We start from the raw sequence: 23,788 nt of genomic DNA, 5'->3' as shown, positions 1-23,788 counted from the left end.
CCATGTGTGGAATCGTCGGGGCCGTTGCCGAGCGCAACGTGGAGGGCATCCTCCTCGAGGGGCTGAAACGGCTAGAGTATCGCGGCTATGACTCCGCCGGCATGGCGGTGCTCTCGCCGGAAGGGCAGCTGAAGCGCCGCCGTGCGGTGGGCAAGGTGGCCGCCCTGGCCGACCGCCTGGCGGCCGAGCCGCTGCCGGGGCGCTGCGGCATCGCCCATACCCGCTGGGCCACCCACGGTCGTCCCAGCGAGGCCAACGCCCACCCCCACCAGTCCGGTGAGCGGCTGGCGGTGGTTCACAACGGCATCATTGAGAACCACGAAACCCTGCGCCGGGAGCTCAAGGCGGCGGGTTACGACTTCACCTCCGAGACCGATACCGAGGTGGTGGCCCACCTGCTGGCGCAAGAGAGCCGCGAGGCGGGTGACCTGCGGGCCGCGGTGCGCCGCGTGCTGGCTCGGCTCGAGGGCGCCTATGCCCTGGGGGTGGTCAGCGCCGACGAGCCCGACGTGATCATCGGCGCCCGCAAGGGCAGCCCGCTGGTGGTGGGCGTGGGCATCGGCGAGGCCTTCCTGGGCTCCGACCCGCTGGCGCTGCTGCAGGTCACCGACCGCTTCATCTACCTGGAGGAGGGCGACATGGTGCGCCTCTCCGGCGGTGGCCGCATCGAGGTCTTCGATGCCGCCGGCACCCCGGTGGAGCGCGAGGTGCAGACCTTCGAGCACGGCGACGGCGCGGCCAGCAAGGGCGACTACCGCCACTTCATGCTCAAGGAGATCCATGAGCAGCCGGCGGTGATCGCGGCGGCCCTCGAGGGCCGCCTGGGCGAGCGCTCGGTGCTGGTGGAGAGCTTCGGCCCCGACGCCGAGGAACTGTTCGGTCGCGTCCGCCAGGTCCACATCGTCGCCTGCGGCACCAGCTATCATGCTGGCATGGTGGCCCGCTATTGGCTGGAGCGCTTCGCCGGGGTCCCGGTACAGGTGGAGGTGGCCTCCGAGTACCGCTACCGCCAGGTGGTGGTGCCCGAGGGCACGTTGTTCGTCACCCTCTCCCAGTCCGGCGAGACCGCCGACACCCTGGCGGCACTGCGCTTCGCCCGGGCGCGGGGCTACCTGGCCAGCCTGGCCATCTGCAACGTGCCGGGCAGCTCCCTGGTGCGCGAGTCCGACCTCACCCTGATGACCCAGGCGGGTCCCGAGATCGGCGTGGCCTCCACCAAGGCCTTCACCACCCAGCTCACCGCCCTGATGCTTTTTACCCTGGCGCTGGGCCGAGTGAAGGGGCTCGACGAGGCCATCCAGGCTGAACTGGTAACGGCCCTGCGCGGCCTGCCGCGGCTGGTGGCGCGGGTGCTGGCGCTGGATCCCGAGATCGAGGCGCTCTCCATGGCCTTCGCCGAGAAGCACCACGCCCTCTTCCTGGGCCGCGGGGCGCACTTCCCCATCGCCCTGGAAGGCGCGCTCAAGCTCAAGGAGATCTCCTATATCCACGCCGAGGCCTACCCGGCCGGGGAGCTCAAGCATGGCCCCCTGGCGCTGGTGGACAGCGAGATGCCGGTCGTCTCCGTGGCCCCCAACGACGAGTTGCTCGACAAGCTCAAGTCCAACCTTCAGGAGGTGCGCGCCCGCGGCGGGGAGCTGTTCGTCTTCGCCGACGAGGAGGTGGCGATGGCCGAGGAGGAGGGCGTGCATGTGCTTCACCTGCCCCATGTGCACGAGGCCCTGGCGCCGATCCTCTACACCCTGCCGCTGCAGCTGCTCAGCTACCATGTGGCGGTGCTCAAGGGCACCGACGTGGACCAGCCGCGCAACCTGGCCAAGAGCGTGACGGTGGAGTGACCCCGACCGCCGGGACGCCGCGCCTGCACCTGGGGTTGCCCATGTGGGCCAACCCAGACTGGCGCGGCAACCTCTATCCGCCCCATGGCGGTGGGCTGGAGGAGTATGCCCGGGTGTTCAACAGCGTGGAGGGCAACACTACCTTCTACAGCGGCGCCCCCCGCGCCGAGACAGTGGCCACCTGGGCACGCCAGGTACCGGCGGATTTCCGCTTCTGCTTCAAGCTGCCGGCGGCGCTGACCCACGAGCGCCGCCTGGCAGGCATCGAGGCGGCGCTGGATGGCTTCCTGGCGGCGATGGCTCCGCTGCATGATCGGCTAGGGCCGATGATGGTCCAGCTGCCTCGGGATTTTGGCGTAGAGGAGCTGCCGCGGCTGGAATCCCTGCTTGGCCGATGGCCTACGGAAATTCCCTGTGCGGTGGAGGTACGCCACAGTGAATTCTTCCACAAGGGAGCGGCTGAGATCGCCCTCAACAGATTGTTGATAAGTCACGGCGTCGACCGGGTGATGCTCGACGCCCGTCCGCTCTTCTCGACCTCCTCCGGCGATCATCCCGGCCTGCTCAAGGCCCAACGGGAAAAGCCAAGACGGCCTTTACACGTGCTTTCCACGGCAGATCGGCCGCTGGTGCGCTTTATCGGCCATCTCGATCCGGTGATCAACGAACGCTATTTTGGCGACTGGATTCCGAGGCTTGCCCTGTGGATAAAACAGGGGAAAACTCCTTATCTAATGGTGCATACACCGGACAACCGCCAGGCGCCGGAACTGGCGAGATCCCTCCATGCACGGCTCGCCGAGGCGTGCTCCTTGCCGTCCCTGACGGACTTCCCGGGCGAGGCACAGACGGCCCTCTTCTGACGCCCCGTGATTCATGGCAGCCCAGCGGTCTGACGGGTCAGCTTCGACTGGTCATCCAGCGTTTGATCGGATAGTTTTACGCCCCGCAACGGCAGTGATCCTGCTGGATCCTGTCATGCACTGGAAGGCGCCATGCGATCCATGGTGTCCTCGACGTGGCAATGACAAGCACAAGCCGTCATCGCGCCGGACCGGCCGATGGCGACACGTACACTCAGGGTGAATCATGTCTAAACTCGTGCATGCACAGTGGTCGTCGAAGATGACCTTCGTGCTCGCCGCCGCGGGCTCTGCGGTGGGACTGGGCAATATCTGGCGTTTTTCCTACATGGTGGGCGACAGCGGGGGCGCGGCCTTCGTGCTCATCTACCTGGCCTGTGTGGCCCTGGTGGGCTTGCCGATCCTGGTGGCCGAATGGCTGATTGGCCGCCGCGGCCAGGAGAACCCCATCAACGCCATGGCCGATCTGGCCCGCAAGCACGGCAGGCTGCCGGCGTGGGCCCTGGTCGGTGCCAGCGGCGTGCTGGCGGCCTTCCTGATCCTCTCCTTCTACAGCGTGATCGGTGGCTGGTCGCTCTCCTATACATTGAGTTCGGTGACCGGCGCCTTCACAGAACAGGACGCCGACGGCATCGGCGCCCTCTTTGGCGGCCTGCTGGGCAGCCCCGTCACCCTGACCCTGTGGCACACCGCCTTCATGGCGCTGGTGATCTTCATCGTTGCGCGTGGCGTTACCAAGGGGCTCGAGGGCGCCGTGCGAACCATGATGCCGGCCCTGGTCATCCTGATGCTTGTGCTGGTCGGCTACGGTATGACCACCGGACACTTCGGCGAGGCGCTGGCCTTCATGTTCCGTCCCGACTGGAGCGCGGTGACCGGTGGCGTGGTGCTGGCGGCCATGGGACAAGCCTTCTTCACCCTGTCGCTGGGCATGGGCATCATGATGGCCTACGGCTCCTACCTGGGCGAGGAGGTCAACCTCATCAGCACCGCCCGCACCGTAATCATCCTGGATACGGTCATCGCTCTGCTGGCGGGCATGGCGATCTTCCCCATCGTCTTCGCCAACGGCATGAGCCCCGGTGAGGGGCCCGGCCTGATCTTCGTCAGCCTGCCGGTGGCCTTCGGCAACATGACCGGCGGCACCCTCCTCGGCCTGATGTTCTTCCTGCTGCTCACCTTCGCCGCGCTGACCTCGGCGATCTCGCTGCTGGAGCCGGTGGTGGAACTGGTGGAGGAGCGCACCCCGCTCTCCCGCGTGGCGGCGACCCTGGTGGGTGGCGTGGCGGTATGGGCGCTGGGCATCGCGGCGCTGATGTCGTTCAACGTCTGGGAGGGCTTCCTGATCTTCGGCATGAACATCTTCGATCTGCTGGATACCTTCACCAGTAAGGTGTTGCTGCCGTTGACCGGCCTGGGCGCCATCCTGTTCGTGGCCTGGTGCCTGGAGCGAAGCAGCGTGGCCGACGAGCTCAACCTTGCCGGCGGCAGGGAGCGCCTGTGGCACATCGTGGCGCGCTATGTGGCGCCCATCGGGGTGATCGTGGTGTTCGTCACCGGCCTGCTCTAGGCGACGATCGAAAGGGGCAAGACGCCTGGCGAGCCCCGCTTGAGCGGGGCTCGCGTCGTTGTAGGGGGTGCACCCCGGCCGCCGGGCCGCGGTCAGTGCATCTCGTCGAGCTCGTCCACGGGCAGCTCGGCGATGTCACGGGACAGCTGCTTGAACTCCTCGTGGAGTTCGATGCCCCGCCGGGCCCGCAGGTTGCGCTGGGCGGCGGTGCGGCTGCGCTGCTCGTGCTCGACCACTTCCATGCTCATGAAGATGTCGAGGAGCTCACTCTTCAGGGAGGTTAACCGTTCGACATTGCGCATGATCGACTCTCCTTGGGTCACTACGCGACACTGCAATTCTTACTATATCGCACTTGACAGAATGATGACGTTCAGGGTTTTTCGCGACAACGAAGTGTAAACGCAGGCGTCGATAGGCCGTACCGACATCTTGCGCTGCACAACGTCCGGCTCCTTGGGCATACTGTGACGACATCCTTTCCATTTATCGTCACTGCCCGGGGCGATACCCCATTCGAGGAGTTCCCAGTGAGCAGCGCCCTTTTCGATGAGATGAGACGCCGCATGGAGCACTTCCGCCGCTCCGAGCAGAAGGTGGCGCGCTTCGTACTGCGTAATCCCGAGGAAGTGATCCACATGCGCATCGTCGACCTGGCCACCGAGTCCAAGGTCAGCGAGCCGACGGTGGTGCGCTTCTGCCGGGCCCTGGGCTGCAACGGCTTCCAGGACTTCAAGCTCAAGCTGGCCCAGATGCTGGCGACCGGCAGTCAGTTCGCCCAGTTCTCCATGAACGACAGTGACTCGGTGGCGGAATTTGCCCAGAGCATCTTCGATTCCACCGTGGGCACTCTGCTGTCGGTGCGCGACCGCCTCGATAACGAGGCGCTGAGTCAGGCGATCAACGCCCTGGCCATGGCCAACCGGGTGGAGTTCTACGGCTTCGGCGCTTCCGGTGCGGTGGCCTTCGACGCCCAGCACAAGTTCTTCCGCCTGCAGATCTCCACCGCGGCCTACGCCGACCCGCACATGCAGAACATGTCGGCGGTGACCCTCAAGGAGGGCGACGTGGTGGTGGCCATCTCCCAGACCGGCCGCACCCGGGCGCTGGTGGCCAGCGTGCGCCTGGCCAGGGAGGCCGGTGCCACGGTCATTGGCCTGTGTCCCAGCGGGTCGCCGCTGGCCGAGGAGGTGACACTACCGCTCTACATCGATGTCCACGAGGACACCGAGATCTACACCCCCATGAGCTCCCGCATCGCCCACCTGGTGCTGGTTGACGTGCTGGCGGTGGGCGTGGCCAAGACCCGCGGCCCCAAGCTGGCCGAGCAGCTCACGACAGTGAAGAAGAGCCTGATCCCGCTGCGTTACCCCGAGGAGGAGTAGCTGGCACCGAGCCGGGAAGGCGAGGGGCGCCGGTGCAAGCCGAAAGAGGAGAGGCGGGCGATATGCTAAGCTGATCGCCCATTTTCCGAGCAGCGATGCCCTCCCCATGGACGACGTCACGGCGATCCTCGACCACCTGAACACTGCCCAGCGCGAGGCGGTCAGCGCCCCCCAGGGCAACATGCTGGTGCTGGCCGGGGCCGGCTCCGGCAAGACCCGGGTGCTGGTCCACCGCATCGCCTGGCTGATGCAGGCCGACGGGCTCTCCCCCTACGCCGTGCTTGCCGTGACCTTCACCAACAAGGCGGCCCGTGAGATGCGCACCCGCCTGGAGGCGCTGCTCGGCCTCTCACTGCGCCACGTCTGGGTGGGCACCTTCCACTCCACGGCCCACCGTCTGCTGCGCACCCACTGGCAGGACGCCCGCCTGCCCCAGCACTTCCAGATCATCGATTCCGACGACCAGCTGCGCCTGGTCAAGCGCCTGATCAAGGACCATGACGTCGATGACGAGCGCTTCCCGCCGCGCCAGGTGCAGACCTTCATCTCCGGTTGCAAGGAGGAGGGGCTGCGCCCCCACCAGGTGGACGTCCACGGCGACGCCTACCTGGGGCAGATGGTGGAGCTCTACGAGCGCTACCAGCTCACCTGCGAGCGCGGTGGCCTGGTGGACTTCGGCGAGCTGCTGCTCAGGAGCCTGGAGCTGTTGCGCGACAACCCCGCCCTGCTGGCCCACTACCAGGAGCGCTTTGCCCATGTGCTGGTGGACGAGTTTCAGGACACCAACACCCTGCAGTACGCCTGGCTGAAGCTGCTCACCGGCATGCGCACGCCGATGACCGTGGTGGGCGACGACGACCAGTCGATCTACGGCTGGCGCGGCGCCCGGGTGGAGAACATCCGCCGCTTCGAGCGGGAGTTCTCGGCGACGAAGACCGTGCGCCTGGAGCAAAACTATCGCTCCACCAGCGCCATCCTCGAGGCCGCCAATGCCCTGATCAGCCACAACACCGAGCGCATGGGCAAGGAGCTGTGGACCGCCGGCTCCCGGGGCGAGCCGATCTCGGTCTTCAGCGGTTTCAATGACCTGGATGAGGCGCGCTTCATCGTTGACACCATCCGGGAGAAGGTCGAGGAGGGGTTCAATCGCCGCGAGATTGCTATCCTCTACCGCTCCAACGCCCAGTCCCGGGTCATCGAGGAGTCCCTGATTCGTCAGGGCGTGCCCTACCGCATCTACGGCGGCCACCGCTTCTACGAGCGCCTGGAGATCAAGAACGCCCTGGCCTACCTGCGCCTGCTGCTCAACCGCGACGACGACGCCTCCCTGGAGCGGGTGATCAACGTGCCGGCCCGGGGCATCGGCACCCGCACCGTGGAGATCCTGCGCGTACGGGCCCGGGAGGCGGGCGTCTCGCTGTGGCAGGCGCTGCACGATGGCCTGGCCGACGGCTCGCTCAAGGGCCGTGCCGGCAGCGCCGTGGCGACCTTCGCCGAGCTGATCGAACGGCTCGACAACGACACCGCGGGGCTGGCGCTGCATGAGATCATCGACCAGGCCCTTGAGGCCTCGGGGCTGGTCGAGCACCACCGCAGCGAGCGCGGCGAGAAGGGCCAGGCCCGGGTCGAGAACCTGGAGGAGCTGGTCAACGCCGCCCGCGCCTTCACCCAGGGGGAGTCCTTCGACCCGCCCGTGGCCGGAGAGGGCGCCGTGGCGCTGGAGGCCTTCCTTTCCGAGGCGGCGCTCAACGCCGGCGAGCATGAGGCGGATGAGTTCGAGGACAGCGTTCAGCTGATGACCCTGCACGCCGCCAAGGGGCTGGAGTTTCCGGTGGTTTTCATCGCCGGGGTGGAGGAGGGGCTCTTTCCACACCGCATGTCGGCGGAGGAACCTGGCCGCCTGGAGGAGGAGCGTCGGCTCTGCTACGTGGGCCTGACACGCGCCATGAAGAAGCTCTACCTGACCCACGCCGAGATCCGTCGCCTGCACGGCAAGGAGACCTTCCAGCGCGCCTCGCGTTTCCTGCGCGAGATTCCCGAGCAGTACCTGGAAGAGGTGCGGCTGCGCGGCCAGATCTCGCGGCCGGTGACCGCGAGCCGGCCGGTTCGCGGGCTTCGCCAGACCTCGGTCCAGGGGGGCAGCGACCTGCCCAGCCTGTCACTGGGCCAGCGGGTCCGGCACCCGGTGTTCGGCGAGGGCGTGATCCTCAACGCCGAGGGGGAAGGAGAGCGCGCCCGGGTGCATGTCAGCTTCGAGGGGGAGGGCGACAAGTGGTTGGTGCTCGGCTTCGCCAAGCTGACGCCACTCTGATCGGGGGCGTTTGGCGGATTTCCGTTGACGTTTCCGTCATGTCGCTGCCTTGTGGGTCAATTCGGCCTTGGCACATACTGGCTCTTGAACCCCTCCGCGCGTTGTCATGCCGCGCGGCTCTATACAACAAGCCTTTCGGAGTCACGCCCTCATGCAACGCCGTCGCTTTCTCAAGAACAGCCTGAAGACCCTGGGTGCCGGTGCCGCCGGCATTGCCGCGGCCCCCTTCGTTTCTACCGCCCAGGCCCAGGAGGTCCTCACCTGGGACATGGTGACCTCCTGGCCGCGTAATTTCCCGGCGCTGGGCACCGGGGCCAACGAGTTCGCCCAGCGCGTCGAGGCACTCTCCGACGGCCGCATGCGCATCCGTGTGCACGGTGCCGGTGAGCTGGTGCCGGCCCTGGAGGTCTTCGACGCCGTGGCCGCCGGTACCGCCGAGATGGGCCACTCCGCCGCCTACTACTGGCGCGGCAAGGTCGCCGCGGCACAGTTCTTCACCGCGGTGCCCTTCGGCATGAATACCACCGAGACCAACGCCTGGCTCTACCACGGCGGTGGTCAGGCGCTGTGGGACGAGATCTACGCCAAGCACAACCTCAAGCCCTTCGCGGTGGGCAACACCGGCGCGCAGATGGCCGGCTGGTTCAAGAAGGAGATCAACTCTCTGGCCGACATGCAGGGCATTCGACTGCGCCTGCCGGGGCTGGCCGGCGAGGCGATGAACCGCATCGGCGTCACTACCGTGAACATGCCGGGTTCCGAGATCTTTACCTCCATGCAGACCGGCGTGCTCGACGCCGCGGACTGGGTCGGTCCCTACAATGACCTGGCCTTCGGCCTGCACCAGGTGGCCGATTACTACTATACCTCACCCTGGAACGAGCCCTCGGCCGTGCTCGAGGGTACCGTCAACCTGGATGCCTGGAACGCCCTGCCGGACGACCTCAAGGCGGTGGTCACGGAAGCCGCCCGCGCCTCCAACCTGGCGATGATCAGCGAGTTCACCTACCGCAACGCCCAGGCCCTGGAGACGCTGGTGGACGAGCACGGCGTGCAGCTGCGCACCTTCCCGGAGGATGTCATGGCCGCGCTCTTCGAGGCTTCCCGGGAGGTCATTCAGGAGCAGGTCGATGGCGATCCCGACTCGGCAAAGGCCTACGAGTCCTACCTGGCCTTCCAGAAACTGGTCCGCCCGTTCAATGACGCCGGCGAGTTCGAGTACCTCAAGGCCCGTGCGGCGCTGAGTGCCTGATACCGCTCTCCGGCGGCGACGGTTGAAACGACACCGGGGGCGCCAACTGGCGCCCCCGATGCATAGGGGGGAATGTACCGGCTACTGGTGCACGGCGCGGATGCGGCCCTTGTCGTCCAGGGCCACCATCACGAAGCTCGCCTCGGTCACCTTGTGCAACTCCTTCGGATCGCGCTCCTGGGGCTGGCGGATCCACACTTCCACGTCGATGTGCAGCGAACTATGGCCGACCTCGCGCAGGGTGGTATAGATGTTGACCATTGAGCCCACGCGCACCGGACACAGGAAGTCCATGGCCTCGATGGCCACGGTAGCGGTGCGGCCATGGGCCTCACGGCCGGCGGCCAACTCGGCGGCCTGGTCCATATGGGCCACCAGCCAGCCGCCGGCGATATCGCCGTGCAGGTTGGTATCCTGGCGGCTGGCCAGCAGTTTCAGGGTGAGATCGCCCCTGGGAGCGGGGATCTCGTCGAGGTCTGTCATCAAGATGTCATCATCCTGGCTTGTTATTGTGGCCGTAAGCAACAAGAGGCATACGGATGTCTGAATCGGTGGCCATGGTATATGCACAGGCCGCTGCCCACCAGCGCGGTACCTCGGCCTGCGGCCAGGGGTTGCGCAGCCCTTGCAGGCCGGTGCGATGCTGGTCGGTGAGACGCTGGGTCGGGGGGTGTGGGTTGGCCCTGCTGCTATTGGTTCTGTCGGACCTGGCCCAGGCGGACGCCGATGAGGTGGCCGGTACCCTGGGGGCGGTAGGCTCCGACACCCTGGCGGGGTTGATGCTGCGCTGGGGAGAGGCGCTGACCGAGCAGTACCCCGCGGTACGCCTGCAGCTGCAGGCCAGCGGCTCGGCCAGTGCCCCCACGGCGCTGATCGCCGGCACTACCCGCCTGGGGCCCATGTCGCGTCCCATGCACGAGGCCGAGCGTGCGGCCTTCACTCAGCGTCATGGCTATCCGCCGCTGGAGCTGGAAGTGGCCCGGGATGCCCTGGCGGTGGTGGTGCATCGTCATAATTCGCTGGAGAGCCTGACCCTGGCCGAGTTGGATGCCCTCTTCTCGAATAGCTTGCGCTGCGGCGCCGCGAGCCCCATCGAGCGGTGGTCACAGCTCGGCGTCGAGCTGCCGGGGGGGAGCGTGTCGCTGCATGGCCGCAACGTGGCCTCGGGCACCCATGATTTCTTCCGCCTGCGAGGACTCTGTGGCGGTCGCTTCCGTCTCGACGTCAGCGAGCATCCCGGCTCGGCCGCGGTGGTGGCGGCGGTGGCGGCGGAGCCCGCCGCCATCGGTTACGTCGGCCTCAATCACCTGACGCCGGCGGTGCGCGCGGTCGCCCGGCGCGATAGCGAGACCGGGGAACTCCACCCGCCGAGTGCCGCCATGGTGAGCAGCGGCGACTATCCGCTGTCGCGCAGCCTCTACCTCTACGTGAATCGGCCGCCGGGGATGGCGCTACCGGGGCCTGAGCGCGCCTTCCTCGAGCTGGTGCTCTCCGAGGCGGGCCAGACGGTGGTGGAGGAGGTCGGCTTCGTCCCCCTGACTCCGGCCGAGCGTGAGCGCCAGTGGCACCGGCTAGAAGGCCATGGTGGTCGCTGAAGTTGTCACCCAACTGTCATCAGGATGTCGTAACGTGCTGCCATCCCCCTTGCCGATGATCGACCTGGAGTGGCCATGATCGACCCCCTGCCGCCCAGGGACCCGCCGCGCCACCAGGGGTGGCGGCACCTGCGGAACCGGCTGGCGACCCTGCTGATCACGGCCGGTGGTATCGGCGTGGTCGTGGCGGTGCTGGCCATCGGCGTCTTCCTGGCCCTGGAAGTGGTACCGCTGTTTCTCGAGGTGGGCCAGGGCGTCGGCTGGCGGGAGTTGTGGCAGCCCCGCTGGCAGCCCGGCACCCTGGCCGGTGAGACCCCCTACTACGGGCTGCAGCCCTTGGCTTGGGGCACCCTCAAGGCCGCCTTCTGGGCGCTGCTGTTCGCCGTGCCGCTGGCGCTGGGAGCCGCCATCCACTCGGCTCTCTACATGCCGGCCAGGCTGCGCAGCCGTCTCAAGCCGACCCTGGAGCTGATGGAGGCGATGCCCGGCGTGGTGGTGGGTTTCGTGGCCGGCCTGGTGCTGGCGCCCTGGGTGGACCGTCACCTGACCGGTGCCCTGGCGCTACTGATCTGCCTGCCGGTGGGCATGCTGCTGGCCGGCCTGGCCTGGCGGCGGCTGCCGGCAACCTGGCGTCGTCGACTCCCCCAGGGCTGGGCAGGCCTGTGGCTGATGCCCTGGCTGGCGCTGCTGGTGGGGTCGGTGTTGTGGCTCTCCCCCTGGCTCGAGGCGCTGCTGTTCGGCGGTGACCTGCGCGGCTGGCTGGAGGCGCACTTCGGTCTCGGCTACGCCTCACGCAATGCGCTGATCGTCGGCCTGGCCATGGGTTTCGCGGTCATTCCCGGCATCTATGCCCTGGCCGAGGACGCGCTCGCCGGCGTGCCGGCGAATCTCGGTGAGGGGGCCCAGGCGCTGGGCGCGACCCGCTGGCAGAGCCTGTGGAAGGTGGTGCTGCCGGCCGCGGCTCCCGGCGTGCTCAGCGCGGTGATGATTGGCGCCGGCCGTGCCCTGGGCGAGACCATGATCGTGCTGATGGCCAGTGGCAACACGGGTCTGATGACCCTTAGCCCCCTGGAGGGGATGCGCTCAATGGCCGCCACCATCGCCATCGAGCTGCCCGAGGCGATGCCGGGCGGGATCCACTACCGCCTGCTGTTCCTGGTGGCGCTGGCGCTGTTCGTCTTCACCTTCCTGGTCAATACCCTGGCGGAGCTGGTCCACGCGCGGCTGCGCAGTCGCTACCGGCGCCTGGGGGGCAGGTCATGATCGGTCGCGGTTTCGCCCGGCTGCCCCGCGGCGAGGGGGCCTGGCCCTGGCTCACCGCCGGCAGCGTGGCCCTCTCGCTGTTGATGCTCGCGGGGCTGCTGTCCCTGCTGGCGGTACGGGGAATGGGGCATTTCTGGCCGTCGCCCCTTACTCTGGTGACCCTGGAAGACGGCCGCCAGCTGGCCGGCCAGGCGGTGCGCGAGGAGCGCCACCCGAACACAGTGGGTCGCGAACGGCTCTACCTGACCGGCAACCGTGACCTGGACGGCGAGATCTGGCGCTGGGTGGCCGTGGACGAGATCGCCGCCGAGAGCCATCCCCACGACCTGATGGTGCTGGAGCGCACCCGCTGGGGAACCTTTCAGGGCCGCCTGCTGGCGCTGGAGGAGGGCGGCGAGCGTGTCCAGGGCGAGGCCGCCTGGACGGCGCTGCAGGCACGCCTGGAAGCGCTCTCGGGGCTCAGGTCCGAGCGTGATCGCCTGCGCGACGAGAGAGTGGTGCCGCTGGTCAGACGCCTGGAGCAGGACCCCGGGGCCGAGGCCGAGGCCGAGCTGGCGCGCGCCACTGCGCGGATCCTCGAGCTGCAGGCGGCCATCACTGGCGGCAGGCTGCTGCTGGAAAGCGTCGATGGCCGCCGCCTCGAGCAGCCACTGGAGCAGGTGCTGCGTGCCTGGCGGCCCAACGCCATGTCGCCCCCGGCGAAGGTCGCCGCCTGGGGAGTCGGCGTATGGCGCTTCCTCGCCGAGGGGCCCCGCGCCGCCAACAGCGCCGGCGGGGTGTGGCCGGCGATCTTCGGCACCGTGCTGATGGTGCTGCTGATGTCGGTGGTGGTAACGCCCTTCGGTGTGCTGGCGGGCATCTATCTCAACGAGGTCGCCCACCAGGGACGCCTGACTCATTTGGTGCGTATCGCGGTGCGCAACCTGGCCGGGGTGCCCTCTATCGTCTATGGCGTGTTCGGGCTGGGGGTGTTCGTCTACGGCATCGGCGGCAGCCTGGACGAGTGGTTCTTCACCGACCAGCTGCCTTCGCCCACCTTCGGTACCGGGGGGCTGCTGTGGGCCTCGCTGACCCTGGCCCTGCTGACGCTGCCGGTGGTGATCGTGGCCACCGAGGAGGGGCTGGCCCGGGTACCGAACCACCAGCGCGAGGGGGCCCTGGCGCTGGGCGCTACCCGAGTGGAGATGCTGACACGGGTAGTGCTGCCGATGACCGCGCCGGCCATGCTCACCGGGGTCATCCTGGCCGTGGCCCGGGCGGCCGGCGAGGTGGCGCCGCTGATGCTGGTGGGGGTCGCCAAGCTGGCGCCCCAGGTGCCGGTGGACGGTGACTTCCCCTTCCTGCATCTTGAGCGGAAGTTCATGCACCTGGGCTACCACATCTACGACGTGGCCTTCCACGGCGGCGATGTCCAGGCGGCCCTGCCGCTGGTCTACGCCACCGCCCTGCTGCTGGTGCTGGTGATCCTGGTGCTTAACCTGACTGCAATATTTCTGCGCCATCATCTCAGGGCGCGTCATGGAGCGCTGCCGCGCGGTTAGTGGCACCGTCCGAGGAGTGTGAACCCGATGCCCGTCTTCTCGCCGCGGTCGGCCGACGGCGGCCCGATCATCGACTTCGACCCGGCCGCCTGCTGCCTGGAGATTGAAGGGCTGAGCCTGGCCTACGGCGAGACGCCGGCGCTGCGTGAGCTGACGCTGCGTGTTCCGCGTCATCGGGTCACCGCCTTCATCGGGCCCTCGGGATGCGGAAAGTCGACGCTGCTGCGCGCCTTGAACCGGCTACACGACCTCAACGATGAGGTGCAGCTGAGCGGAAGGATTCGCCTCGAAGGGCAGGATATCCGCGCCCCGGAGGTGGAGGTGGCGGAACTGCGCCGGCGGGTGGGGATGGTCTTCCAGGTCCCGAACCCGTTTCCGATGTCGATCTACGACAACGTGGCCTTCGGGCTGCGCCTGCAGGGCGGGATTCGCAAGCGGCAGCTGGACGACGTCGTCGAGTGGGCGCTGCGGTCGGCGGCCCTGTGGGGCGAGGTCAAGGACCGCCTTAAGGGTTCGGCCTGGGCGCTCTCCGGTGGCCAGCAGCAACGCCTGGTGATCGCCCGCACCCTGGCGGTGGGCCCCGAAGTGCTGCTGCTCGACGAGCCGGCCTCGGCGCTGGACCCGATCTCGACGCTGAAGATCGAGGAGCTGATCCGCAACCTGAAGTCGCAGCTGACCCTGGTGCTGGTCACCCACAACATGCAGCAGGCGGCGCGGGTTTCCGACTACACCGCCTTCCTGCACGAGGGCGAGCTGGTGGAGTACGGCGCCACCGACACCCTGTTCACCAATCCGCGCCTCGCGCGAACCGAGAACTACATCACCGGGCGCATGGCCTGATGGCGTGCCCCAGGCCCATCCCCAGGAGGAGAGCACCATGGACATTACCAGCGATATCCACAGCCGCCATATCTCGCGGCAGTTCAATCAGGAGCTCGAGGAGCTCAAGACCCACCTGATGGCCATGGGTGGTCTGGTGGAGAAGCAGATCCAGGAGGCCGTGGAGGCGCTCCTCGAAGGGGATTCCGAGCTGGCCCGCCGGGTAGTGGAGAACGACCGCGCGGTCAACGACATGCAGATCAAGATCGACGAGGAGTGCACCCAGGTGCTGGCGCGCCGCCAGCCGGCGGCCTCCGATCTGCGCCTGGTGCTGGCGGTGATCCGCGCCGCCTCCGACCTGGAGCGCATCGGCGACGAGGCGAGCAAGATTGCCCGCAACGCCGGCGACCTGATCGAAGCCGACAACGGTACTCGCGGCTTCGTCGAGGTGCGCATGATCAGCGAGCACGTCCGCCGCATGGTACGCGATGCGCTGACCTCCTTCGCGCGCTTCGACATCGAGCTGGCGCTGGAGCTGGTCCATGAGGACGAGAAGGTGGACGAGGAGTACCGCAGCGCCATGCGCTCGCTGATGACCTTCATGATGGAGGACGCCCGCTTGATCTCGCCGATTCTCAACCTGATGTGGATCCTGCGGGCCCTGGAGCGCATCGGCGATCATGCCAACAACCTGGCCGAGTACGTGGTCTACCTGGTCAAGGGCCTCGATATCCGCCACACCGATCCGGACGACCTCGACGAACAGGCACTCACCCGCAAGGATTGACCTGACGCGGGGATTGGCCGTCAATGACGCAGGCCACCGCCCTCGGCGGCGGCCTGTGTCGTATCGTCTGAAGGAATCACCATGCTCGATGCCGTGACCGCCCTGACCCGGGGTACCCGCCTGGCCTACTCCCCTGGCCTGCGCCGCTATGTCTTCGCGCCCATCGTCGTCAATCTGCTGGTCTACATCGTCGTACTGCGCGTGGTGTTGGCCAACTTCGGCGGCTGGCTGGAGGGCTGGATGGCGCTGGTGCCCGAGTGGCTTGCCTGGCTGGAGTGGCTGATCTGGCCGCTGTTCGTGATCAGCCTGGTGATCATCGTCTTCTTCACCTTCACCCTGGTGACCCACCTGATCGCCGCGCCCTTCTACGGCTTCCTGGCGGCCAGGGTGGAGGTGGCGGCGACCGGGCGCCCCCCCCTGGACGATCGCGGTTTCATGAAGACGGCGGTGGATGCCCTGGGGCGCGAGCTGGTCAAGCTGGCCTATATCGCGCCCCGGGCCCTGCTGCTGCTGGTGGTGAGCTGGATTCCCGGCCTCAACCTCCTCGCCCCGCTGCTCTGGGCACTGTTCTCCGCGTGGGTGATGGCCATCGCCTACCTGGACTATCCCATGGACAATAACAAGGTGAGCTTCGCCGACATGCGAAGGCGCCTGCGCGCCCGCTGGTGGCAGAGCCTCACCTTCGGTGGCTGCGTGACCCTGGTGACCTGGATCCCGCTGGCCAACCTCTTTCTGCTGCCGGGTGCCGTTTCCGCGGCGGTGCTGATGTGGAACCAGCACTACCGGGAGCTGGCGGTCTCAGCGCCCCGCTGAGGCCTTCTCGGCGGTCTCAGCCCTGAGTCGCTCGGCGGGAAACAGGCAGCGGAAGCGGGCGCCCCGGCCGGGGTGGGAGTCGATCTCCAGGCGGGCGTCGTGGCGCAGCAGCACGTGCTTGACGATGGCCAGGCCGAGCCCTGTGCCGCCAGTGGCGGCGCTGCGCCCCTTGTCGACCCGATAGAAGCGCTCGGTGAGCCGTGGCAGGTGCACCGGGTCGATGCCCATGCCGTTATCCTCCACCTCCAGGCTGGCGCCGTCTCCCCTGGGTAGCCAGCGCAGTACGATACGGCTGCCCTCGGGGGTGTAGCGCACCGCGTTGAAGGCCAGGTTGGAGAGGGCGCTGCGGATCTCCTGTTCGCTGCCGAGCAGCGCCTTGGGCTCCACCAGTTCCACCTCGATGGTGTGGCGGCCGGCGGAGAGTGCCGTGGCGTCGCGGTGCACGCTCGCCAGCAGGGTATCCATGGCCAGGGGAGCGTGGTCCTGGCCGCCTCGGTCGATCTCCAACCGCGACAGCAGCAGCAGATCGCTCACCAGGTTCTGCATGCGGCTGGTCTGCTCCTGCATCCGGGGCAGCCCCCGGGCGAAGCGCTGCGGCAGCTGGTCGGCGTAGGTGGCGTAGGTCTCGAGGTAGCCGGCCAGCACGGTGAGGGGGGTCCGCAGCTCGTGGGAGACATTGGCCACGAAGTCGCGGCGCATCTCCTCCAGGCGGTGCAGGCGGGTGATGTCGCGAGCCATCAGCAGCCGCTCATCGTCGCCGTAGAGGGTGATCTGGAACTGCAGCACCATCTGCTCGTCGATGGGCGAGGGCAGGGTCAACGGTTCGCGGTAGTCGCGGGCGTGGAAATAGTCGATGAAGCGTGGGTCGCGCAGCAGGTTGGTGATGTGGTGGCCGCGATCATGGGCGGTGCGCAGTCCCAGCATGCGTTCCGCGGCGCTGTTCCACCACTCCAGGTCACCGTGGCGGTCGAGCATCACCACGCTGTCGCGCATCGCCTCGGAGGACTCCTGGATGCGCTTGATGATGCCCAGCAGCCGCTCCTGGGTGTGGCGCTGCCCCTTCTGGTAGCGGTAGAGGCGGTCGAACAGCTCGCCCCACACGCCCGTGGTGGCAGGCGGAGCGTCCTGGGGCGTGAGGGTCAGCCAGCGGTGGAGGCGGTAGAGCTGGCGCAGATGAAAGGCCAGACAAGCGGCCAGGCCGACGGCCAGACCCTCCCAGGTATGGGAAACCAGCCAGCCGATCAGCAGGCCACTGCCGGCCAGCAGGATGAAACGCCACAGTTCCCGCTTCCAGAGGCCCACGTCAGCCCTTGGCGGAGAACCGGTAGCCGGTGCCACGCACCGTCTGTACCAGGTGCTGGTGACGGTCACCCAGCGCCTTGCGCAGGCGACGGATATGGACGTCCACGGTGCGCTCCTCCACGTAGACATTGCCCCCCCAGACCTGATCCAGCAACTGGCTGCGGGTGTAGGCGCGTTCCTGGTGGGTCATGAAGAACTGCAGCAGGCGATACTCGGTGGGGCCCATCTCCACGGCCTTGCCGCTGGCGCTGACCCGGTGGCTTACCGGGTCGAGAAGCAGGCCGTCCACCTCCACGGCCTCCTCGATGCCCTGGGGCGTGGCGCGTCGCAGCACCGCCTTGAGGCGGGCGACCAACTCGCGGGGCGAGAAGGGCTTGGTAATGTAGTCGTCGGCACCGGCCTCGAGTCCCTGGATCTTGTTGTCCTCCTCGCCCTTGGCGGTGAGCATGATGATCGGCAGCTCGGCGGTGGTCGGTTCGCGCTTCAGGCGGCGGGCCAGTTCGATGCCGCTGGTGCCCGGCATCATCCAGTCAAGCAGCACCAGGTCGGGCTGGTGGTCGACGATCATGGCGTGGGCGTCCTGGGCGCTGTCCGCCTCGAGCACGCGGTAGTCGGCCATCTCCAGTGCCACCGCGATCATCTCGCGGATCGGCGCCTCATCATCGACGATCAGAACGGTCTTGGCGGTCATCCGGAAGCCTCGGAGCAGTGATGAATCGATGACGATATCACCACGTCAGTATGACACTCGCATGACAATCACGCCTGGCGACCGCGGCAGGGGGCGTGCCCAGACATGGGCGAGACGCCCGAGAGGCAGCCAGTCCTCCCCACTATCGGTCCATGACATGGGATCACCTCAACTGGAATTCCAGATGCTGAAAGGCGCGCCGTCGTCCCTCGGCCGGCTCGAAGCGCCAGCGCGCCACGGCACGCAGAGCGGCCTCATCGAAGACATCGGGAGGCTGGGAAGCGGTCACTCGCAGGCTTTGCGGGTCGACGCCGCCATCGGCCAGGATCAGGAACTCCAGCGTTACGTGACCCTCGATGCGCCGGCGCCGGGCCCGTGCCGGATACTCGGGTGGGACCAGGTGGGTCGGTGCCAGTGCTCCGACATCCACGGGTCCGCGGCCGGCCGACTCGGTCGACCCGGTATCGGCTTGGCTGACAGCCGATGAGGAGGCTGATGCGATGGGTGAGGCCGTCGTGGAAGGAGCCTCTCTTGCCGGCTCTGGCGCTGACTCGGCGGGGGGGGCGACAGGGTCGGGTGGTGACGGTAGGTCAGGCTCCGGTGCTGGCTCCGGCGCTGGCTCCGGCGCTGGCTCCGGCGCTGGCTCCGGCGCTGGCTCCGGCTCCGGCGCTGGCTCCGGCGCTGGCTCCGGCACTGGCTCCGGCACTGGCTCCGGCGCGGGCTCGGGCACTGGCTCCGGTGTGGGCTCCGGTATCGCCTCGGCGAGCTCCGGCAGCATGGTATCCAACGCGAGGGTGTCGGCGGGTGCCGGCGCTGGCTCCTCCGCCGTGACAGGCGTCTCGACGATGCTCAGCCTGATGGGCTCGTCGGCCGCATCATGACCCGCCTCTTGAGGCGACACGATCAGCGCCAGTAGCCAGAACAGCAGCAGTGCCATGAGCGTGCCGGCCAGCGCCGCGGTGAGTCCGCGAATCACGGTTCTCTCCGGGTTGCGGCCACCGCAATCTCCTCGATCCCGGCCTCGCGGATACGGTCCATCACCTCGATCAGCAGGCCCGTGGTGGTCTCGCGATCCGCCTGGATTACTACCCCGCCGTCATCGCTGATCAGGGCAGCGACGCGTTCGCCCACCCGATGGGCGTCGACCGCCTGGCCATCCAGCCAGACGGCGCCGTCACGGGTAATCGCCACCAGCAGTTGAGTCTCCAGCTGGGGGGTGGCGGCACTGGACTCCGGGCGCTGTATCTCGACACCGCTCTCCTTGATGAAGCTGGTGGTGACGATGAAGAAGATCAACATGATGAAGACCACGTCCAGCATCGGGGTCAGATTGATCTCACTGGCATCCCCCTCAAGGGGACCGGGACGACGGCGCTTGCGCATGCCTATCCTCCAGGGCCTTGGCCAGTTGGTCGTGCAGCCATTGGTCTTCGCGCCGAATGACCTGTTCGAGACGGCTGATGAACAGCAGGCCCACCACGGCGACGGCCATGCCGGCCAGCGTCGGGAGCGTCGCCCGGGCGACACCGTCGGCCATGGCCCGAGCCTGGCTGGTGTCGCTCAGTGCCAGGCTGTCGAAAACGGTGATCATGCCGGTCACGGTACCCAACAGCCCCAGCAGCGGGCAGAGCGCTACCAGCAGCTTGAGCCAGGGTAACGGGCGTCTAAGCCGATTGATCAGCGCCTGTGTCCACACCTCACGCAGGGTCAGGGCGCTCCAGCTGTGGTGATCGGGGTGTGCTACCCAGCGGTTGATCAGCCGCCTTCGGGCGCGCTGATAGGTAATGTGGAAGAACAGCCCCCGCTCCAGGGCCAGGCTGAACAGCAGCGCTGCCACCATGGCGATGATGACCAGCAGGGCGCCGCCCGCCTCCATCAGCTGTTCCAGGGGCTCGATCCACGGCGGTTTCATGGTGATCAACCCCTTGTGGCGGCGCCGGGAGCGGCGTGCTCTTCGAGTCGTTGGGCCAATGCTGCCGTGGCGCGCCCTTCCACCACACCGGTCAGCTGTCGACTTCGCGCCACCAGGGCGGTATGGGCGAACAGCAGCGGCACGGCGGTCATCAGCCCAAGTACGGTAGTGACCAGCGCCTGGCTGATGCCGCCGGCCATCAGCTGGGGATCGCCGGTCCCATGGAAGGTGATCGCCTGGAAGGTGGCGATCATGCCGGTCACAGTCCCCAGCAGCCCCAGCAGGGGGGCGACCGCGGCGGTCAGCTTGACCAGTGACTGGCCACGTTCCAGTCTCGGCAGTTCAGCGAGCACCGCTTCATCGAGGCGCGCCTCCAGTGCCTCGGGTACCGGGTCATCCGGCAAGGATTGGAAGCGCGTCAGCACGCGACCCAGGGGGTTGTCAGTGCGCAGCTGGTCGAGGTGGCGTCGTTGGCGACGCATCTTCCCGCTCACCTTGAGGAGGTAGGCGTACTGGGTCAGCGCCACCAGTAGCCCCAGGCTTCCCAGGCCCACCACCACATAGCCCACGCCCCCCCCCTGATGGAAGCGCTCCACCAGGGTGGGACGCTGAGCCAGCGCCTCGATGACCTGCCCGCCGGTGGGGTCCACCATCAGGGTCGCGTCTTCGCCGGCCTGGAAGGCCAGCAGGCTCTGCGCCACTCGGCGAGGGGTCCGTTCCAGGGTGGCCAGGGTGCCCTCTCCGGCGCCATGCCGAAGCAGGGCGCCATCGCTAAAGGCCGCCAGATCCCCCAGGCGAACAACCTCGCGGGGGGCGAGGGCTCCACTGCCATCGGCCACCGGGGCGGTGAAGCGCACAATGCGCCCGCTTTCGGCGGTCACCGCCATCAGCGCATCAGCGAAGGTTTCCAGATGCTCCCGGGTCAGGGTCTCGACATCGTCGAGCCGTGGCGGCGGCGAGGCGCCGCCTGCCGTCACCCAGCGTCCGGCCAGCACATTGCGCAATTCGCCGCTGTGCCTGGCCAGCACGCCGAGCGCCGCCGCCAACTCACCGTCCTGCTCGTCATGGCGCCGAGCCAGGATGGCACGACGCTCGGTCAACTCGGCGTCACGAACCTGCAGGGCCGCGTGCCGAGCCTGCGCCAGGGCATTGGCCTCCCGGGCCTCGGCCAGGGCAGTCTCCAGGGCCTGGGTGTCATCGAGCAGTGCCTGCAGGCGTGCCACGTCGCGCGCTTCGGCGGCCAGACGTTCGGCGCGCAACGTGTCGAGGGGGTTACCCTGGGCCCAGGCAAGACCCGTCAGGAGCAGCAACAGAGTGCCGAGCAGAAGCCTGTACCAGCCGGCCGAGAGCATCATGGCTGGACCTCTTGGTCCCATGTCCGTTGGGAGACCAGGTCACGGGACATCGGCAGGCGAAGCAGCTGGGGCGTGCGCTGGTCGCGGGCGATCAACAGGCCACGCTGAACCTCACGGCGTTCTTCCTCATCGAGGGCTGCCCAGCGCGACTCCCCGGCGCGCCATACCCCCCCTGCGCGGCCATCCAAGGTCAGGTAGTAGAGCGCGACCCGGCCGAGACGGAGGAATTCCACCTCGCGGCGCGTGTCGCCCGCCTCGAGATAGCCCCGCCAGGTATCGAACTCGCGTCCGTAGTCGAACTCGGCGCGCCAGGCGGCGAAGATCCGCTCCAGTCGCTTATCGATGGGCATGTCTCGATCGACGATCGTCGCCTCCAGGCTGGCGACCCGGGCCCGACGTTCATCGCCGAGGAAGGGCAGATCCCGATCGATCCACTCGGCCAGGCGCGCCACCAGGCGGCGCTGCAGGTCCGGAAGTGCCGCCTGGGTCTCGTCGCGGGTGGCAAGTGCCGCTTCCTGCTGGTCCAGGCGCTCTTCCTGGCTGGCCAGGTAGGGTGACAGCAGATCGCTCTCGGCATCGAGCCTGCGTGTCTCGCGTTCCCATCGCCGTAGCGCTTCGAGTTGTTGACGTACCCCGTCGTCGGCGGCATCGATGCGTGCCTGCAGGTTGGCCTGGGGCTCCTGCGCCTCCTGCATCTGCGTGAGCAGGGTATCGGCAACCGACGAGGTCATGCCCAGAAGCCACAGGGCCATCCCATACCAGAGTGAAGGTCGACGCATCTCTGTCTCCGTGCCCGGTGTATCGATGCTTGGCGTGGGTGATTACGACGGTCGGGAAGCTCCAACCCCGCGTCGCCCGATGAATCTCAAGACGGCGGCCATAGGCTCAGGGCGATGCCGGCGAACACCAGCAGCCCCGACCAGTGGTTGTTGAGGAAGGCCTGGAAGCAGGGGTCGCGCCCGCGCTCGCGGATCAGGAACTGCTGGTGCACGAAGGTGGCCGCCATGGCGGCGAGGCCCAGCCAGAAGAAACCGCCGAACCCCAGGCGCAGCCCGGCCCAGGCCAGCAGCAGCAGGGTGAGCCCCTGCAGCAGGCCGATCATCAACCGGTCGGCGCGGCCGAACAGCACCGCGGTGGACTTGATGCCGATCTTGAGGTCGTCGTCGCGGTCGACCATGGCGTACTCGGTATCGTAGGCCACCGTCCAGGCCACGTTGGCCAGGAACAGCAGCCAGGCCTCGAAGGGCACATGGCCTAGCACCGCACCGAAGGCCATGGGGATCGCCCAGGAGAAGGCGGCGCCCAGGAAGAGCTGGGGCAGGTGGGTGTAGCGCTTCATGAACGGGTAGATGAAGGCCAGCACCACGCCCACCAGGGAGAGCATCACGGTGAACAGGTTGGTAAACCAGACCAGCCCGAAGGCGGCCATCACCAGGATCAGGAACAGCGCCTGGGCCTCGCCTTCGCCGATGCGGCCAGTGGCCAGGGGGCGGTTCTTCGTGCGCTTGACGTGGCCGTCGAAGTGGCGATCGGCGTAGTCGTTGACCACGCAGCCGGCGGCGCGCATCAGGTAGACCCCGGCGATGAAGATCAGCAGCACGTTGCGGCCGGGAATTCCCTCGGCGGCGACCCACAGCGCCCACAGGGTGGGCCACATCAGCAGCCAGGTGCCGATGGGGCGGTTAAGGCGCATCAGCTGCAGGAAATCGGGCACCCGGGCGAGTCCCGTGGGGCGCATCAGGGAACGGTCCATCTCTACCTCGTGAAAATTGACTTATCGGCAGGCATTTCGCTGGAGAGGGGCTGTTCCGGTGACAAGCTTGCAAGGAGACACTGTGAATACCTCCCTGTGCGCTACCGACGCCATCCCTGGCGTAGGACCTCCTCTTCGGCTTGTCTCCGGCGCCCCCTGCTGCTGGTTTCAGGAACTGGCCCAGAGCCTAGCGCGAAGGAAGCCCGAGGTCATCCGCCATGGCGTCCAGGAACCACTCCTGGACCAGCACCCGGAAGCCGCCGTGGCGAAACACCGAGCGGCGCCCCCAGGGGCCGCGGGCGTCGTGGAAGCCCGCAGGAGCCGAGGTCACCTCGATATCGCCGCGCTCGAGATCCGGCTGGCGAAACAGCCAGCTGCCCAGGGAGCACTCGCCGAGGTGGGCCAGTTCATGCTCGGGCAGGCCCGTCAGAGGGGCTACCGAGCGCGCCACCACCCAGGGGCACTCCCCCAGGCAGAGCGCCACCTCGCGCAGCCAGGCGCGCTGGCTGGGGGCGACGCCCAGCGCCCGGGCCTCGTCGCGTCGCGGGGTGCCGAGGCGCTGGTCGAGCAGTTGAACGCGGAAGGGGCGCGGGGCGCCGGCCTCGGTGAGGCGCAGGGTCAGGGAGTCCCGGGAGCCGACCCAGCGTCGCCAGGCGGGGCTCATGGCGGGCCGGGCGGCGGCCAGGGGAATCCAATGCGCCGGGGCGCGGGTGTCGGCAGGCGGCAGGTCGGACACCG

Annotated in this window: 23 protein-coding genes; 12 read left to right on the top strand and 11 right to left on the bottom strand. The window is 67.8% G+C overall.

All coding sequences use genetic code 11. The features are described from left to right. The first annotated feature begins 2 nt into the window (after window positions 1–2). The 3 genes from glmS to ACR80S_RS08920 all read left to right on the top strand — a co-directional run bounded on the left by glmS (window position 3) and on the right by ACR80S_RS08920 (window position 4,271). A complete protein-coding gene (gene glmS, locus ACR80S_RS08930; protein WP_435401087.1) occupies window positions 3–1,838 on the top strand; it encodes a glutamine--fructose-6-phosphate transaminase (isomerizing) in 1,836 nt (611 codons plus the stop codon). Window positions 1,839–1,879: 41 nt separating this feature from the next. Then, window positions 1,880–2,701, top strand: coding sequence for a DUF72 domain-containing protein (locus ACR80S_RS08925; protein WP_435401132.1), 822 nt, complete (start codon window positions 1,880–1,882; stop codon window positions 2,699–2,701). A gap of 226 nt (window positions 2,702–2,927) precedes the next feature. Further along, window positions 2,928–4,271 carry a sodium-dependent transporter gene (locus tag ACR80S_RS08920; protein WP_435401088.1) on the top strand — a complete coding sequence of 448 codons (1,344 nt, stop codon included), beginning with the start codon at window positions 2,928–2,930 and terminating at the stop codon, window positions 4,269–4,271. 92 nt (window positions 4,272–4,363) lie between these two features. Here the strand turns inward: ACR80S_RS08920 and ACR80S_RS08915 are convergent, their stop codons facing one another. Next, the gene (locus ACR80S_RS08915) at window positions 4,364–4,573 is read right to left on the bottom strand and encodes a PA3496 family putative envelope integrity protein (protein ID WP_435401089.1); all 210 of its coding nucleotides are present in this window, start codon (window positions 4,571–4,573) and stop codon (window positions 4,364–4,366) included. 228 nt (window positions 4,574–4,801) lie between these two features. On the opposite strand from ACR80S_RS08915, the gene hexR reads away from it, so the two are divergent. From hexR to ACR80S_RS08900, 3 genes are all read left to right on the top strand, one after another. Next, on the top strand, window positions 4,802–5,656 hold the full coding sequence (gene hexR, locus ACR80S_RS08910) for a transcriptional regulator HexR (RefSeq protein ID WP_435401090.1): 855 nt from the start codon (window positions 4,802–4,804) through the stop codon (window positions 5,654–5,656). 106 nt (window positions 5,657–5,762) lie between these two features. Beyond that, window positions 5,763–7,967, top strand: coding sequence for a DNA helicase II (gene uvrD, locus ACR80S_RS08905; RefSeq protein WP_435401091.1), 2,205 nt, complete (start codon window positions 5,763–5,765; stop codon window positions 7,965–7,967). Between the two features lie 151 nt (window positions 7,968–8,118). After that, entirely contained in the window at window positions 8,119–9,219 is a 1,101-nt protein-coding gene (locus ACR80S_RS08900) for a TRAP transporter substrate-binding protein (protein ID WP_435401092.1), read from the top strand. A gap of 81 nt (window positions 9,220–9,300) precedes the next feature. Here the strand turns inward: ACR80S_RS08900 and ACR80S_RS08895 are convergent, their stop codons facing one another. Further along, window positions 9,301–9,702: an acyl-CoA thioesterase gene (locus tag ACR80S_RS08895; RefSeq protein WP_435401093.1), complete on the bottom strand. Its 402-nt coding sequence runs from the start codon at window positions 9,700–9,702 to the stop codon at window positions 9,301–9,303. Window positions 9,703–9,896: 194 nt separating this feature from the next. Between ACR80S_RS08895 and ACR80S_RS08890 the strand changes: the two genes are divergently transcribed. The 6 genes from ACR80S_RS08890 to cysZ all read left to right on the top strand — a co-directional run bounded on the left by ACR80S_RS08890 (window position 9,897) and on the right by cysZ (window position 16,037). Continuing rightward, the gene (locus tag ACR80S_RS08890; protein WP_435403039.1) at window positions 9,897–10,814 is read left to right on the top strand and encodes a PstS family phosphate ABC transporter substrate-binding protein; all 918 of its coding nucleotides are present in this window, start codon (window positions 9,897–9,899) and stop codon (window positions 10,812–10,814) included. A 75-nt stretch (window positions 10,815–10,889) separates the two neighbouring features. After that, window positions 10,890–12,077 carry an ABC transporter permease subunit gene (locus ACR80S_RS08885; RefSeq protein WP_435401095.1) on the top strand — a complete coding sequence of 396 codons (1,188 nt, stop codon included), beginning with the start codon at window positions 10,890–10,892 and terminating at the stop codon, window positions 12,075–12,077. Beyond that, the gene (gene pstA, locus ACR80S_RS08880; protein WP_435403038.1) at window positions 12,074–13,618 is read left to right on the top strand and encodes a phosphate ABC transporter permease PstA; all 1,545 of its coding nucleotides are present in this window, start codon (window positions 12,074–12,076) and stop codon (window positions 13,616–13,618) included. Before ACR80S_RS08885 ends, pstA begins: the two co-directional genes overlap by 4 nt. A gap of 27 nt (window positions 13,619–13,645) precedes the next feature. Further along, window positions 13,646–14,458, top strand: coding sequence for a phosphate ABC transporter ATP-binding protein PstB (pstB, locus tag ACR80S_RS08875; RefSeq protein ID WP_435403037.1), 813 nt, complete (start codon window positions 13,646–13,648; stop codon window positions 14,456–14,458). 37 nt (window positions 14,459–14,495) lie between these two features. Further along, window positions 14,496–15,224 (top strand): phosphate signaling complex protein PhoU, encoded by a 729-nt coding sequence (phoU, locus tag ACR80S_RS08870; protein ID WP_435401098.1) that lies wholly within the window; start codon window positions 14,496–14,498, stop codon window positions 15,222–15,224. An 81-nt stretch (window positions 15,225–15,305) separates the two neighbouring features. Further along, window positions 15,306–16,037, top strand: a complete 732-nt coding sequence (cysZ, locus tag ACR80S_RS08865) for a sulfate transporter CysZ (protein ID WP_435403036.1) — start codon at window positions 15,306–15,308, stop codon at window positions 16,035–16,037. Here the strand turns inward: cysZ and phoR are convergent. From phoR to ACR80S_RS08820, 9 genes are all read right to left on the bottom strand, one after another. Next, window positions 16,023–17,339: a phosphate regulon sensor histidine kinase PhoR gene (gene phoR / locus ACR80S_RS08860; RefSeq protein ID WP_435401100.1), complete on the bottom strand. Its 1,317-nt coding sequence runs from the start codon at window positions 17,337–17,339 to the stop codon at window positions 16,023–16,025. The genes cysZ and phoR overlap by 15 nt on opposite strands. Window position 17,340: 1 nt before the next feature. Continuing rightward, window positions 17,341–18,030, bottom strand: a complete 690-nt coding sequence (gene phoB, locus ACR80S_RS08855) for a phosphate regulon transcriptional regulator PhoB (RefSeq protein ID WP_435401101.1) — start codon at window positions 18,028–18,030, stop codon at window positions 17,341–17,343. A gap of 163 nt (window positions 18,031–18,193) precedes the next feature. Beyond that, window positions 18,194–19,006 carry an energy transducer TonB gene (locus tag ACR80S_RS08850; protein WP_435403035.1) on the bottom strand — a complete coding sequence of 271 codons (813 nt, stop codon included), beginning with the start codon at window positions 19,004–19,006 and terminating at the stop codon, window positions 18,194–18,196. Then, a complete protein-coding gene (locus ACR80S_RS08845; RefSeq protein WP_435401103.1) occupies window positions 19,003–19,413 on the bottom strand; it encodes an ExbD/TolR family protein in 411 nt (136 codons plus the stop codon). Before ACR80S_RS08845 ends, ACR80S_RS08850 begins: the two co-directional genes overlap by 4 nt. Beyond that, on the bottom strand, window positions 19,382–19,942 hold the full coding sequence (locus ACR80S_RS08840; protein ID WP_435401104.1) for a MotA/TolQ/ExbB proton channel family protein: 561 nt from the start codon (window positions 19,940–19,942) through the stop codon (window positions 19,382–19,384). The genes ACR80S_RS08845 and ACR80S_RS08840 overlap by 32 nt, the downstream gene beginning before the upstream one ends. Before the next feature lie 5 nt (window positions 19,943–19,947). After that, the gene (locus ACR80S_RS08835; protein ID WP_435403034.1) at window positions 19,948–21,297 is read right to left on the bottom strand and encodes a MotA/TolQ/ExbB proton channel family protein; all 1,350 of its coding nucleotides are present in this window, start codon (window positions 21,295–21,297) and stop codon (window positions 19,948–19,950) included. After that, window positions 21,294–22,076 (bottom strand): DUF3450 domain-containing protein, encoded by a 783-nt coding sequence (locus tag ACR80S_RS08830; protein ID WP_435401106.1) that lies wholly within the window; start codon window positions 22,074–22,076, stop codon window positions 21,294–21,296. The genes ACR80S_RS08835 and ACR80S_RS08830 overlap by 4 nt, the downstream gene beginning before the upstream one ends. Before the next feature lie 86 nt (window positions 22,077–22,162). Beyond that, the gene (ubiA, locus tag ACR80S_RS08825; protein ID WP_435401107.1) at window positions 22,163–23,050 is read right to left on the bottom strand and encodes a 4-hydroxybenzoate octaprenyltransferase; all 888 of its coding nucleotides are present in this window, start codon (window positions 23,048–23,050) and stop codon (window positions 22,163–22,165) included. A 187-nt stretch (window positions 23,051–23,237) separates the two neighbouring features. After that, window positions 23,238–23,786, bottom strand: coding sequence for a chorismate--pyruvate lyase family protein (locus ACR80S_RS08820; protein WP_435401108.1), 549 nt, complete (start codon window positions 23,784–23,786; stop codon window positions 23,238–23,240). Between the last annotated feature and the right edge of the window lie 2 nt (window positions 23,787–23,788).

It is taken from the genome of Halomonas salsilacus (assembly GCF_051216275.1).
Lineage (GTDB): Bacteria > Pseudomonadota > Gammaproteobacteria > Pseudomonadales > Halomonadaceae > Halomonas.
Note: the sequence above shows the minus strand (reverse complement) of the source record. Positions and strands in the feature narration are given on the sequence as shown.

Bases quoted from the DNA above. Each gene is read 5' to 3' on its own strand.
- glmS (WP_435401087.1), top strand. From the start codon at position 3: ATGTGTGGAATCGTCGGGGCCGTTGCCGAGCGCAACGTGGAGGGCATC.
- ACR80S_RS08925 (WP_435401132.1), top strand. From the start codon at position 1,880: ATGTGGGCCAACCCAGACTGGCGCGGCAACCTCTATCCGCCCCATGGC.
- ACR80S_RS08920 (WP_435401088.1), top strand. From the start codon at position 2,928: ATGTCTAAACTCGTGCATGCACAGTGGTCGTCGAAGATGACCTTCGTG.
- ACR80S_RS08915 (WP_435401089.1), bottom strand. From the start codon at position 4,573: ATGCGCAATGTCGAACGGTTAACCTCCCTGAAGAGTGAGCTCCTCGAC.
- uvrD (WP_435401091.1), top strand. From the start codon at position 5,763: ATGGACGACGTCACGGCGATCCTCGACCACCTGAACACTGCCCAGCGC.
- ACR80S_RS08900 (WP_435401092.1), top strand. From the start codon at position 8,119: ATGCAACGCCGTCGCTTTCTCAAGAACAGCCTGAAGACCCTGGGTGCC.
- ACR80S_RS08895 (WP_435401093.1), bottom strand. From the start codon at position 9,702: ATGACAGACCTCGACGAGATCCCCGCTCCCAGGGGCGATCTCACCCTG.
- ACR80S_RS08885 (WP_435401095.1), top strand. From the start codon at position 10,890: ATGATCGACCCCCTGCCGCCCAGGGACCCGCCGCGCCACCAGGGGTGG.
- pstA (WP_435403038.1), top strand. From the start codon at position 12,074: ATGATCGGTCGCGGTTTCGCCCGGCTGCCCCGCGGCGAGGGGGCCTGG.
- pstB (WP_435403037.1), top strand. From the start codon at position 13,646: ATGCCCGTCTTCTCGCCGCGGTCGGCCGACGGCGGCCCGATCATCGAC.
- phoU (WP_435401098.1), top strand. From the start codon at position 14,496: ATGGACATTACCAGCGATATCCACAGCCGCCATATCTCGCGGCAGTTC.
- cysZ (WP_435403036.1), top strand. From the start codon at position 15,306: ATGCTCGATGCCGTGACCGCCCTGACCCGGGGTACCCGCCTGGCCTAC.
- phoB (WP_435401101.1), bottom strand. From the start codon at position 18,030: ATGACCGCCAAGACCGTTCTGATCGTCGATGATGAGGCGCCGATCCGC.
- ACR80S_RS08845 (WP_435401103.1), bottom strand. From the start codon at position 19,413: ATGCGCAAGCGCCGTCGTCCCGGTCCCCTTGAGGGGGATGCCAGTGAG.
- ACR80S_RS08840 (WP_435401104.1), bottom strand. From the start codon at position 19,942: ATGAAACCGCCGTGGATCGAGCCCCTGGAACAGCTGATGGAGGCGGGC.
- ACR80S_RS08835 (WP_435403034.1), bottom strand. From the start codon at position 21,297: ATGATGCTCTCGGCCGGCTGGTACAGGCTTCTGCTCGGCACTCTGTTG.
- ACR80S_RS08830 (WP_435401106.1), bottom strand. From the start codon at position 22,076: ATGCGTCGACCTTCACTCTGGTATGGGATGGCCCTGTGGCTTCTGGGC.
- ubiA (WP_435401107.1), bottom strand. From the start codon at position 23,050: ATGGACCGTTCCCTGATGCGCCCCACGGGACTCGCCCGGGTGCCCGAT.